We start from the raw sequence: 13,303 nt of genomic DNA, 5'->3' as shown, positions 1-13,303 counted from the left end.
GGCCTCCTTGCGTGGGCCTTGTCCCTCACCGCTGCCAGATTGAGTGGTTTGTGGTGTTCTGTTGCTTATGGACAGCTCAGAAGAGCGAATTTCTGCTGGTCAAGTCGGTGCGCCGGAACCGGGGACGCAGCCTGGGGCGGAACCTGACAGCCGTCGCTGGTGGGCCTTGGCCGTGATCGCGCTGGCGCAGCTGATGGTCGTCCTGGACGCGACCATCGTGAACATCGCCCTGCCTTCGGCGCAGCGCGAACTGGGCCTCACCAACGGCAACCGCCAGTGGGTCATCACCGCCTACACGCTCGCTTTCGGCGGCCTGCTGCTGTTGGGCGGCAGAATCGCTGACCTGGTAGGGCGTAAGCGGACCTTCATCGTCGGGCTGGCCGGGTTCGCCGCCGCCTCGGCCTTGGGCGGCGCGGCCACCGGCCCCAGCATGCTCTTCGCCTCTCGCGCGCTGCAAGGGGTGTTCGCGGCGGTCCTTGCCCCCTCGGCGTTGTCGCTGCTCACCACCACCTTCATCGACGGCAGGGAGCGGGCGAAGGCATTTGGCATCTACGGCGCCATCGCAGGCGCCGGCGGCGCGCTCGGGCTCCTGCTCGGCGGGATTCTGACCGAGTACCTGGACTGGCGTTGGTGTCTCTACGTCAATGTGCCCATCGCCGTGCTCGCCGTCTTCGGCGCTGTTTCCCTCCTCCACGACCGCACCGGCCACAAGGACGCCAAGCTGGACGTCCCCGGAGTGATCTTGGGGTGCGGTGGGCTCGTCGCCGTGGTCTACGGACTCAGCGAAGCAGAGTCGCGCGGCTGGACATCGGCCATGGTTGTCGCGCTGCTCATCAGCGGCATCGCTCTACTGGTGGCGTTCGCGTGGTGGCAGGCGCGCGCGGCGCACCCCCTGCTCCCGCTGCACATCGTGAAGAACCGCAACCGCGGGGGCTCGATGCTGACCATGGGGCTGGCCACCATCGGGATGTTCGGCGTGTTCCTGTTCATGACCTACTACCTGCAGAGCATCCTCGGGTACTCACCGGTGAAGACCGGCTTCGCCTTCCTGCCCATGTCGCTCGCGATCATCATCGGGTCGACGCAGATCTCCGCACGACTGCTCCACCACGTACCGCCGCGGCTTCTGATGGGCCCCGGGTTGTTGCTCGGAGCGGCAGGTCTGTTCACACTGACCTTCCTCGACACCCACTCGAGCTACGCCGGACACATCCTGCCGGGAATGCTGATGCTGGGCCTCGGACTGGGCCTCACCTTCATGCCCGTCATGGCGACCGCCACGGCGGGAGTGGCCCCGAAGGACGCCGGAGTGACCTCGGCGACCGTCAACACCGCCCAGCAAGTGGGCGGTTCCATCGGCACGGCCCTCCTGAACACGATCGCGACGACGAGCACGGCCACCTACGTCACCTCCCACATGGGAGAAGCGCGACGTACCGGGCAGCTGACGCCCAAGGGCAAGGCCGAGATTCTCGACTCCGGCGTGGTGCACGGCTTCACCGTCGCCACCGGCTGGGCTGCACTGATCATGCTCGCCGCCTCCGCAACTGCCTTCCTCCTGGTCAACGCCCGCGCACCACGCCACCGCGACACGACGGCAGCGCCCGAGGTCACTTCGGTCTGAGATGCCGATGAGCCGGGGGCGCGACCCGGTCCAAGACGTCTCATCCGGCGGCGGATGTGGTGAGTTGGCTGAGTGGCAGTGGCAGTGGCAGTGGCAGAGGCAGGGGCAAGAGCGGGGTAGGAGCAGAAGCAGAAGCACGGACAGGAGCGGGAGCAGGGACAGCGGCCTGAGCGCCACCGCGGCGGCTTGCGTAGCTTTCGTCGCAAGAAGAGGGAAAGGGTTCCCCATGACATCGAATCAGCCCAAGACCGAGCTCGACGCCCGTTACAGCTCGGCGCTCAACCCGCGCCCAGGCGCGGAGAACGTCACCGCCACCGACTGGGCCAAGGCCCAGCGCCGGCTGAGGGAGGCCGAGGTCTTCTGGATCACCACGGTCCGGCCGGACGGCCGGCTGCACGTCACTCCGCTGATCGCCGCCTGGCACGACGGCGCGCTGCACTTCAGCACCGGATCGGGCGAGCAGAAGGCGAAGAATCTGGCCGGTAACGCCCACTGCGCACTCACCACAGGAAACAACTCGCTCTCCGAAGGGCTCGACATCGTGATCGAGGGCACGGCGGAGCGGGTGACGGATCCGGCGCGCCAGGAAGAGGTCATCGCCGCGTTCGAGGCGCAGTACGGGGATCACATCACCTCGCCGGAGGGGACCTTCCACGGCTTCGGCGACAGCATCCGGGAGGGCGACGACCTGCTGTTTGCGGTGGCACCCGGTACGGCGTACGGCTTCGGGCACGACGGCCAGGTGTTCAGCCACACCCGCTACACCTTCTAGCGGGCCTGTACACGGAGCGCGGCAGCGCTACTCGTCGGCCGCCGCTCGCGCCTTCGCTTCTACCTCCGCCTCGACCTCTTGCCGGGCAACACCTTGCTCCGCCGCGTGTTCCGCGACGGCATCCTGGGTGTCGCGCGCCAGGTCACGCCACGCGCGCCACGCCGTCTCGTACGCCTTCTTCTGCGCTTCAGTCCACGGTGCGGTGGCGGGCGGACCGTACTGGTCTCGCATTCTCAGAACCTCGCGGTGCGCCGCGTTCGTAGCCTGCTGTCTTTCGACCAGTTCATCGAGAGTGTGCGCCATCAGCGGATTCTAAGCAGCCGCGCTCGAGCGCCGGCCTCGACGCGCGAGGGGGGCCGTACGAGAGTGACGAGCCCCGTGGCTGCGTTCCGCTGCAGATCGCCGAAACGCCCAGGGCTCCGCAGTCAACATCTCCGGCAGCACGCGCGGATGCGGTGGCCGGGCGTTATCCGCTCGCGCGTGTGGTGGTGCTCAGCTGCGCGGGCCGGCGCCGCGCAGCAGGGTGTCGACGATGCGGGCGGCGAGGGTGTCGGTGTCGATGTCGGCATCGTCCGAGCGTCCGTGCAGGGACTCCCCGAGGAGCGCGTAGTAGACCCGCTGCACCCAGTGGAGGTCCGCCGCCTCGTCGATGAGTCTGTCCGCCCGGGCCCGCTCCAGCACGGTGATGCAGCGCTGCGCCATGTCCTGGTGCAGGGCCGCCGCTTCGCTGTCGGGATCCGCGGGTAGCCCAAGGGCGAATGTCCAGGCGCTCTTCACCTCGAGCACATTGGCCGTGATCCTGTGCAGCGCCACCAGTGGGGGTGCGGTGTCCGGCCGACCGTCGTCCACGGCTTGGGCGAGTTGACGCGCGGCGGACGAGGCCAGCGCATCGACCAGCGCCTGCCGATTGGCGAACCGTCGGTGGATCGTCGTCCTGGCCACTCCCGCCGCGGTGGCGATCTGCTCCATCGACGCGCCGGGGTCCGTCGAGAGCACGCGTTCGGCTGCCTCCAGGATCGCGCGCACACTGCGCTCCGCGTCCGCCCGCAGCGGCCGTGCCGCCGTCTCACTCATGGCGCCTCCCGCTCATCTGTCTCACTCCCGCAAACGGTACACCACTGAGCCACTTGAGAATTACTTGCGTCACAGCTGTTGCAGCTAGGTGTTAAGCAAGTACTCTCACGTTTCAGTTACTCATCGATGGAAGGGTCTTCCATGCACAGTGCAGCGCTTGTCACCGGTGCCTCGTCCGGACTCGGCGCGGAGTTCGCCGCGCAGCTCGCCGCCCGCGGCCACGATCTGATCCTGGTGGCGCGTTCCGAGGACAGGCTCACCACCCTCGCCGAGCGCCTGAGCGCCGAGCACGGTGTCCAGGCCCACGTCCTGGTCCAGGACCTCGCCGAGCCGGATGCGGCTCGGCGCGTCGCCGGCCAACTCGCCGCCCGCGGCCTGAGCGTCGACTTGCTGGTCAACAACGCCGGATTCGGTACCTGCGGTCGCTTCGAGGACATTGCCGCGGAGCGTGACCACGATCAGCTGATGGTCAACGTCGTCGCGCTCGTCGACCTCACCCACGCACTGCTCCCCGGCATGCTGGAGCGCGGCACCGGCGCGGTCGTGAACGTCGCTTCCACCGCCGCCTTCCAGCCCTCCCCGTACTTCGCCGTCTACAGCGCGGCAAAGGCCTTCGTACTGAACTTCGGGCTCGCCCTGCGCCAGGAGTACCGCAAGCGCGGCATTCGCGTGCTCACCCTCTGCCCCGGCCCGGTCGACACCCCGTTCTTCGACGTCATCGGCACCCGCAAGGCGGCCGTCAACGGCTCGATGACCACCCCGGAGCCAGTGGTACGCGCCGCTCTGCGCGCGCTTGACCGCGGCCGCGGCTACGTCACCCCCGGGCTCGGCAATGCCCTCTCCGCCCACCTGCCGCCGCGCCGGCCACGCACCCTGGTCGCCGCCATCGCCGAACGCGTCACCCGCAATGTCCTCACCCCCTCAAGCGCCGCCCCGCAGCCGAAGGAGCACGCGGCATGAGTTCCTCAGCCGTCCCCGCAACGGGTGCCGCCACCGCGAGGCCGCTGCGGCGCGCCGGCCAACCCGCTGCCGTCCGGCTTTCCCTGTCGTGGCCCTGAGGCGCGTCTCAGGAGGCGTCCACTCCGAGGTTCTCCGAGAGCCAGGTGTGGACGGCCAGGGCGGTCGTGCGGGAATGGTCCTCCAGAACGGTGAAGTGGTCGCCGGGCACGGTGATCTCGTAGTGCGGCAGGCTCCATGGTTCGGCTGCTTCGATGCCCGGCAGGCGGTCTCCGGCCCGGACGAAGAGGGTGGGCGCCGACAGGGAGGTGGGCTTCCAGTCGGCGTAGAGCTCCAGATAGCCGGCCATCGCAGTGAGCCGGTCGGTCTCGACTGAGGCGAACTGCGCGGAGTTCTCCAGCATGCCCGCGGTCATCGCCGAGAGCGCGGGCCCGTCGCCACCGAGTCCTCCGGAGCCGCTTTCCGCGCCGGGATAGGTGTCGATCAGGACGACGGCGGACGGAGTCAGGCCCATGGTCTCGAGCTTCTCGGCGACCGCGTGTGCCACCCACCCACCGGCCGACCGCCCCAGCAGGACGAACGGTTCGTCTCCCGCACACGCGTGCACGGCACAGGCCTGTGCCGCCACGAAGGCGTCGAGTGTGGCGGGCAGCAGTTCCCCCGGCAGGAAGCCGGGGTTCGGCAGTACCGAAACCGGACGCCGTTCCTGGAGGGCGGGTCCAAATCGGGTGTACTCGTGCGGCCCGGACAGCGCGCTGAGGGCGGGGAAACAGATCAGGCGGGTCCCGGAGCCCCCTGTCGCAAGGGTGACGGCCGCGGGCGGCGAGCCGAGGACCGCGGCGTCCTCGAACACCTCACGCAGACGTGCCGCTGTCGTCAGGAGGGCCATCCCGTCCCACGCCTTGCCACGGGCGCACGCCGTACGGAAGAGCGCGGACAAGGAGTCTGCGGCCGTGCCCTTCGGAGCCGAAGTACTTTGCGACGCACCCTCCTGCCGCAGCGGTGCGGCCGACGCGCCGGATGGTTCAGGGTTGTTGAGGGTCCAGAGCTCCTCCAAGTGAGCGGCGACCCCGCGCGGCGTCGGGTAGTCGAACAGGAGCGTGGCGGGCAAAGCGAGTCCCGTCAGCACCGCGAGCCGGTTGCGCAGCTCGACCGCGGCCAGTGAGTCGAGGCCCAGCTCGGCCAGCGCGCGGTCCGCCTCGACCGCGGAATCTCCCGAGCCATGGCCGAGCGCCAGGGCGGCTTCCGCCCGCACCTGCGAGAGGAGCAGCGCACCGCGTTCGGCCGCGGGCATGGCGGCCAGCCGTCGGCGCAGGGAGTCCTCACCTCCGGTGCCGGGCCCTGTCAGCGATGCGGAGGCCCTCCGTACGGGCCCTCGGCCCGGTACACGCGAGAGCGGCGCCGCGGGTTCTCCGGATGCCGCCGCTGCCGCCGGGTCGAGACGCGCGGCCACCAGGGCCGCCTCCTGCCCTTCGACGGCGGCGTCGAAGAGCGCAAGGCCCTCCTCGGTCCGCAGCGGGAGGAAACCGGAACGGGCCATCCGGCGCAGGTCCGCGCCCCGGAGCCCGGCCGTCATCCCACCGCTCTGCTGCCACGGCCCCCAGGCGAGAGAGGTACCGGGCAGCCCGAGCGCCCTGCGGTGCTGTGCCAGCGCGTCCAGGAACGAGTTCGCCGCCGCGTAGTTGCCCTGGCCACCGGAGCCGAACACCCCGGCCACCGACGAGAACAGGGCGAACACCGCCAGGTCGCTGCTCCGGGTCAACTCGTGCAGGGCCAGGCCCGCGTCCACCTTCGGCCGCAGTACGCGGTCCAGCCGCTCCTGGGTGAGTGCGGACACCACACCGTCGTCCAGGACCCCCGCGGTGTGCACCACTCCGGTCAGTGGGTGTGCCTCCGGCACGCTCGCGAGGAGGGCGGCGAGCGCCGTGCGGTCGGCGACGTCGCAGGCCGCCAAGGTGACCTCCGCGCCCAGTCCGGTCAGGTCCGCGCGGAGTCCGGCGGCACCGGGCGCGTCCGCTCCACGCCGTCCCACGAGCAGCAGGTGACGTACGCCGTGTGCGACCACGAGGTGACGGGCGAACTGCATGCCCAGGGAGCCGGTGCCCCCGGTGACCAGGACGGTGCCGTCCGGGTGCAGCCGCCGCGGTGTGCCATCGGCCGCCGCAGGGGTCGCCTTCACCGTCGTCGCCGTTGCCGCTTGGGTTACGCGGACCAGTCTCGGTACGTACGCGACACCGTGGCGTACGGCCATCTGCGGCTCGGTGCTCATCAGGGCTCGGGCCAAGGTGCCCGCGGACGCGGGATGGTCGTCGATGTCGATCAGCGAGAAGCGGCCCGGGTTCTCGGTCTGCGCCGAGCGGAGCAGGCCCCACACAGGTGCGTGGACGAGTGCGGCATCGTCGTCGGTGATGCTCGCGTCCGGGCCGGCTCCGGGAGTGACGACGCCCGAAGTGAGGACGGCGAGACGTGAGTTGGCGAGCCGGTCTTCGGCGAGCCAGTCCTGTACGAGCCGCAGTGCCCAGCCGGTTGCGTGGTGTGCGGCCGGCGCACGGTCAGGCTCGGCCCTCCCCGTGAGCGGAGGGCAGGCGATCACGACGGCCGGTGCGTCGGGGGCCGCCGAAGCAGGGTCTGCGTAGACCGTCGGCCGGATACCCAACTGTGCGAGTGCGCCGCTCAGTTCCGGGCCCGGCTCGCCGAGGAGCCCGTACAGAGGCGGCCCCGTCGGTATCGGGGCGGCGGAATCATGTAGAGGTGTCCACTCAAGGCGGAACAGACTGTCACTGTGCGCGCGTACGCCGCTCAACTGCTCGGGGGCGAGCGGACGCAGGGCGAGCGAACGCACCGTGGCCACAGGGGCTCCGGCCCCGTCGGTCAACTCCAGCCGGACACTCTTTCCCTTCGCTTTCCCCTCTGCTTCCCTCTCCGCCGGGGAGACCCGCACCCGCAGTGTGCGGGCGCCGGACGCGTGCAGCCGTACACCGCTCCAGGCGAACGGCAGCGACAACGCCGCTCCGGTCCCGCTGTCCCGGTCGCCGTCCGGGACGGTCTGATACTGATCCAGCGTCAGGGTGTGCAGTGCCGAGTCCAGCAGCGCCGGATGCAGAGTGAACAGGCCGGCGTTTACGTGTTCGCCCTCCGGGAGTTCGACCTCGGCGAGGAGGTCGTCCCCCAGGCGCCAAGCGGTCCGCAGGCCCTGGAAGGCCGGCCCGTAACGGAGCCCGCCGTGCGCGAGTCCCTCGTAGAGGCCGATACCCGCCTCGGTGCCGAACGGCAGCGGTACGGCGCCCGCCGGAGGCCATGGGGAGGGCGCGTCCGTGGAAACCCGCTGTTCCGGAAGGCTGAACTCCGCAGGGGCCAGGACTCCGGAGGCGTGGCGGGTCCAAGGACGGTCGTCGTGACCGGGAGCGTGCGTCCGTGCGTGGAAGACCACCGCCCGGCGTCCATCCGAGTCGGCTCGCGCCACCTTCACCTGGAGCTCGACCGGCTCGCCGGGGGAGAGCACGAGCGGTGCGGTCAGCGTCAGTTCCTCCAGTGTGGAGGCACCCGTCCGGTCCCCGGCGTGGATCGCCATGTCGACGAAGGCCGTCGCCGGCAGGAGCACCGTGTCCAGCACCGCGTGGTCGGCGAGCCAGGGCTGGTCACGCAGGGACAGCCGGCCGCTCAGCAGCAGGCCGTCGTCGTCCGCCGTCGACGTCACCGCTCGCAGGAACGGATGGGGCTCGGGGCCGGGCTCCGCCGCGGATGCCGACGCGTTGGCCTGCGTCGCGGATCCAGCCGAGTCGGCCTCGAGCCAGTACCGCTCACGCTGGAACGCGTAGGTGGGCAGTGCCGTGTGCCGTGCGCCGCGTCCGGCGAAGACCGCGTGCCAGTCCACACTCACACCGTAGGCGTGGAGTGTGGCCACGGTGGCGAGCAGTGCCGCTGCCTCGGGCCGTGGGCCGCGCAGCGTCGGGACGACCAGCGGCACGGGGCCGTCCGTATCGCCACCGGATGTCGCCGTCGCCGGGACCGCTGTGGCTGCGTCTGCTGTGGTCGCGTCTGCCGTGGCCGTCGGGCGGCGGTCGGAGAGGCAGTCGCGCGCCAGGCCCGCGAGGACGCTGTCCGGGCCGAGCTCCACGAAGTGCGTGGCCCCCTGCTCCCGCAGGTACCGCACCGAGTCGGCGAATCGGACCGGTCGGCGTACGTGGTCCACCCAGTACCGCGGCGAGCAGACCTCCTCGGTGGTCGCGGGCCGGTCCGCCACCGCGGTGACCAGGGGCAGTTGCGGAGGGGAGTAGCTGATCCCCTGCGCGACCAGGCCGAAGGCATCGAGCATGGGTTCCATGTGCGCCGAATGAAAGGCATGGCTCACGCGCAGCCGGGTGGTCTCGCGGCCTTGTCCGCGCCAGTACGCGATGGCCTCCAGCACTGCGGATTCGTCCCCGGAGACCACCACGGAGCGACCGTTCACGGCTGCGATGTCCACCCTTCGGGCGCTGCCGACGCCTTGGGCACTGTCCGCCCTTCGGGCGGGGTCCGCTCCACCCGCCAGGTACGCGGTGACCTCGCTCTCGTCGGCCTGTATCGATGCCATCGCTCCACCGGTGGGCAGTGCGTCCATCAGCCGACCCCGTGCCGCGACCAAGGTGCAGGCGTCCGCGAGGGACAGCACCCCGGCGACATGAGCCGCCGCCAGTTCGCCGACCGAGTGCCCTGCCACCATGTCGGGGCGTACGCCCCAGGACTCCAGCAGCCGGAACAGGGAGACTTCCAGAGCGAAGAGTGCGGGCTGCGCGAAGCGCGTTGTGTGCAGAAGCCCACCCAGCCCGCCCGCTCGCGAGCCGCCGATGAACTCGGCGCTTCCCGTGCCGCCGCCTTCGACGCTCTGGGCGGTACCGACGTTCTCGGCGGTATCGGTGGCGAACACCACGTCCCGTAGCGGCTCCGGCAGAAGCGGGTCCAGCAGGGCGCATATCTCGTCGAAGGAACGGGCGTAGACGGGGTGGGCCTCGTACAGTTCCTGGCCCATGCCGGTCCGCTGGCTGCCCTGCCCGGTGAACATGAAGACGACAGGGCCCGCCGGGTGGGGGCCGCTGGTGCTCAGGCCCGGCCGGTAGCGACCTTCCGCCAACGCTTCGAGCGAGGCGAGCAGTTCTTCGCGGTCACCGGCGACCGGCACCGCGCGATGCTCGAAATGGGCGCGGGTCGTGGCCAGGGAGAAACCGAGGTCCAGCAGGTCGGTTCCGGGACGTTCGGCCACGTAGGCGTGCAGTCGCTGAGCCTGTGCCCGCAGCGCCGGGGCGCTCCTTGCCGACACCGGAAACGGCACGGCCGTCGCCGGGGCCGACCGAGCGGGCACCTGAGTGACCGTGGTTCCGCTGTCCGGCCGGGCCGCGGCACCGGCACCGGACTTCTCCACGGGCGGCTGCTCGATCACCACATGCGCGTTGGTCCCGCTGATCCCGAAGGACGACACACCTGCCCGCCGGGGCCGCCCGGTCGGAGGCCAGGGCCTCGAACGGGTGAGCAGCGACACCGCGCCCGAGGACCAGTCCACGCCGGGATTCGGCTGCTCGGCGTGGAGCGTGCGCGGCAGTACGCCGTGCTCCATCGCCAGGACCATCTTCATCACGGCGGCCATGCCCGCCGCCGCCTGGGTATGCCCGATGTTGGCCTTCACCGAGCCGAGCCACAGCGGATGCTCACGTGTTCCGGCCGGTCCGGACGCTTCCGGTCCGTGAGCCTGGGGTTCGTACGCCTGCGGTCCGTACGCCTCCAGGAAGGCCTCCGCCTCGATCACGTCGCCGAGCCGGGTGCCTGTGCCATGCGCCTCCACCGCGTCGATGTCCGCGGGCGCGAGGCGGGCGTCCGCCAGAGCCTGGCGGATCACCCGTTGCTGCGCCGGCCCGTGCGGCGCGGTCAGGCCGTTGCTCGCGCCGTCCTGGTTCACCGCGGAACCGCGCACCACGGCCAGGACCCGGTAGCCGGCGCGCCGGGCCTCCGAGAGCCGGGTCATGAGCAGCATCCCGGCGCCTTCGGCCCATCCGGTGCCGTCCGCCGCCGCCCCGAACGCCTTGCAGCGGCCGTCGGGGGCGAGCGCGCGCTGCCTGCTGAACTCGACGAAGGAGTGGGGTGCCGACATCACCGTGGCGCCTCCGGCGAGCGCCATCGAGCACTCACCCCTGCGCAGTGCCTGGGCTGCCAGGTGCAGGGCCACCAGCGACGACGAGCACGCCGTGTCCACGGTGACCGCAGGACCCTCCAGGCCCAGGGTGTAGGCGATACGGCCGGAGGCGACGCTGCCCGCGTTGCCGATACCGAGGTAGCCCTCCACACGTTCCGGCGTGCGGGCGAAGCGACTGGCGTAGTCGCTGTACATGAGCCCGGCGTACACACCAGTAGGGGTTGCGCGTGCCGTGCCCGGATCTATCCCCGCGTGTTCGAAGGCTTCCCAGGCGACTTCGAGCAGCAATCGGTGCTGCGGATCCATGGCCAGGGCCTCGCGGGGCGAGATCCCGAAGAAGGCCGGGTCGAAGCGGTCGACGCCGGACAGGAAGCCTCCCTCGCGTACGTACGTACGGCCCGGCTGCCCTGGATCCGGGTCGTACAGCCCGTCCACGTCCCACCCCCGGTCGGTGGGGAAGGGGGTGATGGCGTCGATCCCGTCCTCGACCAGCCGCCACAGGTCCTCGGGATTCTGTACGCCGCCGGGGAAACGGCACGCCATGCCGACGATGACCACGGGGTCCTCGTCCGGACCGGCCCCTGCCGGACGGCTGGGCGTGGCAGTCGCCGTCCCACCGGTGAGCCGCGCCCGCAGATGTGCGGCGAGCTCGGCCGCGGTGGGGAAGTCGAAGGGCGCCGCCTCGGACAGGGCGAGACCGGTCGCCGTCGACAAGCGGTCGCGCAGCACCGTCGACGTCAATGAGTCAAGACCCAGGTCACGGAACGCGGTGCTCTGCTCCACCTCGTCCACGGCGCAGCCGAGCACGGCGGCGACCTCGGCGCGCACCAGAGCCGTCAGGTCCACCGTCTCCGCCTCTTGCGGCGTGAGGGCCTGGACCGGCAGAGGCCGCGCGGACACGTCTGCGAGGGTGTACCGCTTCACCTTGCCCGAGGCGGTACGAGGGATCGCTTCCACCTCGTAGAAGGCGGCGGGCACCTTGAACGGTGAGAGGTGTTCCCGGCAGGCTGCGAGTATCTCTCTCCTGTCGAGGGCACCGGCCTGCGCCGGGACCAGGTAAGCGGCCGGGACCTCACCGAGCACGTCGTCCGAGAGGCCGGCCACGGCGGCGTCCTGGATTCCCGGCAGGGCCAGCAGCACCGCCTCCACCTCGGAGGGATGGATGTTCTCCCCGGCCCTGATGATCAGCTCGCTGACCCGGCCCGTGAGGGTGATGTCACCGTCGGTGCCGATCCGGGCCAGGTCACCGGTGCGGTACCAACCGTCGCGCAGAACCTCGGCGGTGTCGTCGGGCCGCTGGTGGTACCCGGCCATGACGCCGGGCCCGGAGACCCACAACTCGCCCTCTGCCTCGTCCTCTCCCGGAGCTTCGGCGTCGCGGCCGTCGCCGATACGCGCCCGCATGCCTGGCAGCACACGGCCGCAGGAGCCGGCCGCCCTGGCGGCACCCGGCGCCGTCATGGTGACGGGGCCCGCCTCAGTGCTTCCGTAATGATCGAGGAACGGAACCCGGCAGACTTCCTCGAAAGCCCGCTGGAAAGCGGCAGGGGCGGTCGCACCCCCGCTGACACAGCCACGCAGGGCGGGTGCCCCGAGGCCGCCGTCCCCTACGGCGTCAAGGAGCTTGCGGTACGTCGTCGGCACACCGGCCAGTAGCGTGAACGGGTCCTCGGTCCGGCGGAGTTCAGCCAGCACGTCCGTCACGGAGAACCGCGGCAGGAGCTTGGCGGACGCGCCCGTCGCGGTCACCCCGAGGACGCACAGGAGTTGCCCCATGGCGTGGTGGAGGGGAAGGGGCCAGAGCAGGCGGTCGTCCGCCGACAGGCCGAGGACGTCGACGAAACCGGATGCCACCGACGACAGCCGGTGGCGCTGGGTGGACAGCACCCCCTTGGGCAGGCCGGTCGATCCGGAGGTGTACAGGAGCCAGGCCACCTCGTCGAGTCCGAGATCATCCGGAGCCGGCACGGGCGGCTCGGTGACGGCCAGGGTCGTGTAGCGGAACATTTCCGCTTCGCCGGCCGAGCCACCACTCGCCTCCGATGCCACCGCCACTGCCGCGGCCGGGGACCCGTCCAGCGCCCCGGCATCCTCGACGAGCACCACGCCAAGCCGGGGGCGCTCCCGCAGCAGCGGCCGCAACTGCTCCAGGGAAGGCCGGTCGGTGAAGAGGAACCGGGCCCCGCTGTCGTCCAGCAGGTGTGCCAACTCGGCGGTGGTGCTCCGCGAGTCCAGCGGCACACCGGCAGCGCCCGCCCTGGTGACGGCGAGGACGCTCTCGACGGCCTCCACCCGACTGCCCAGGAGGATCGCCGCTCGTTCCCCGTGCCGCAGACCGAGGCCGACGAGATGCCCCGCCAGCCGGCCGGTTCGCAGTTCCAGCTCCCCGTAGGTCACATGGGAACGGTCGTCCTCGAAGGCGGTCTTGGTACCGAAACGCCGGGCATGCTCCCGGAGTAGGTCAGGCAAGGGGCGGAGGGCGGTCATGTGCGCTGTCACCAGGATGAACGCTTCCTCTGGATAGGGGAGTTGCCGTGATCACGATAGACGACGGGTGCGTCGAACAAGGGCGAGCGGCGCTCGGCGTGACCCGCAACACGCCCCCGCGACCCGCGGCTGAGCGGAACTGCCGTACCGCGTGGTCATTGACGGGAGTTCGGATGTGAGCAGGCGCTGGGCAGAGGGCCGGCCTCTCCCGTGACCCTCAACCCGC

Annotated in this window: 6 protein-coding genes; 3 read left to right on the top strand and 3 right to left on the bottom strand. The window is 70.8% G+C overall.

Annotated features, from left to right (window positions below):
* Window positions 1-67: 67 nt before the first annotated feature.
* Both AB0I94_RS33770 and AB0I94_RS33765 read left to right on the top strand, forming a co-directional pair.
* Window positions 68-1,624: an MFS transporter gene (locus AB0I94_RS33770; RefSeq protein WP_363313544.1), complete on the top strand. Its 1,557-nt coding sequence runs from the start codon at window positions 68-70 to the stop codon at window positions 1,622-1,624.
* Window positions 1,625-1,850: 226 nt separating this feature from the next.
* Complete coding sequence (locus AB0I94_RS33765; RefSeq protein WP_363313543.1) at window positions 1,851-2,396, top strand: pyridoxamine 5'-phosphate oxidase family protein; 546 nt, start codon at window positions 1,851-1,853, stop codon at window positions 2,394-2,396.
* 27 nt (window positions 2,397-2,423) lie between these two features.
* On the opposite strand, the gene AB0I94_RS33760 is transcribed toward AB0I94_RS33765, so the two are convergent.
* Together AB0I94_RS33760 and AB0I94_RS33755 are read right to left on the bottom strand one after the other, a co-directional pair.
* Window positions 2,424-2,699 (bottom strand): hypothetical protein, encoded by a 276-nt coding sequence (locus AB0I94_RS33760; protein ID WP_363313542.1) that lies wholly within the window; start codon window positions 2,697-2,699, stop codon window positions 2,424-2,426.
* Between the two features lie 189 nt (window positions 2,700-2,888).
* A complete protein-coding gene (locus AB0I94_RS33755; protein ID WP_363313541.1) occupies window positions 2,889-3,470 on the bottom strand; it encodes a helix-turn-helix domain-containing protein in 582 nt (193 codons plus the stop codon).
* 141 nt (window positions 3,471-3,611) lie between these two features.
* On the opposite strand from AB0I94_RS33755, the gene AB0I94_RS33750 reads away from it, so the two are divergent.
* On the top strand, window positions 3,612-4,430 hold the full coding sequence (locus tag AB0I94_RS33750) for an SDR family oxidoreductase (RefSeq protein ID WP_363313540.1): 819 nt from the start codon (window positions 3,612-3,614) through the stop codon (window positions 4,428-4,430).
* A gap of 106 nt (window positions 4,431-4,536) precedes the next feature.
* Here AB0I94_RS33750 and AB0I94_RS33745 read toward each other — a convergent pair whose 3' ends face one another.
* Window positions 4,537-13,059: a type I polyketide synthase gene (locus AB0I94_RS33745; RefSeq protein ID WP_363313539.1), complete on the bottom strand. Its 8,523-nt coding sequence runs from the start codon at window positions 13,057-13,059 to the stop codon at window positions 4,537-4,539.
* Between the last annotated feature and the right edge of the window lie 244 nt (window positions 13,060-13,303).

It is taken from the genome of Streptomyces sp. NPDC050147 (assembly GCF_040660195.1).
Taxonomy (GTDB): domain Bacteria; phylum Actinomycetota; class Actinomycetes; order Streptomycetales; family Streptomycetaceae; genus Streptomyces.
This window is presented reverse-complemented; position numbering and strand designations above follow the sequence as displayed.

Coding starts and splice junctions, on each gene's coding strand:
- AB0I94_RS33770 (WP_363313544.1), top strand. CDS start 68: ATGGACAGCTCAGAAGAGCGAATTTCTGCTGGTCAAGTCGGTGCGCCG.
- AB0I94_RS33765 (WP_363313543.1), top strand. CDS start 1,851: ATGACATCGAATCAGCCCAAGACCGAGCTCGACGCCCGTTACAGCTCG.
- AB0I94_RS33760 (WP_363313542.1), bottom strand. CDS start 2,699: ATGGCGCACACTCTCGATGAACTGGTCGAAAGACAGCAGGCTACGAAC.
- AB0I94_RS33755 (WP_363313541.1), bottom strand. CDS start 3,470: ATGAGTGAGACGGCGGCACGGCCGCTGCGGGCGGACGCGGAGCGCAGT.
- AB0I94_RS33750 (WP_363313540.1), top strand. CDS start 3,612: ATGCACAGTGCAGCGCTTGTCACCGGTGCCTCGTCCGGACTCGGCGCG.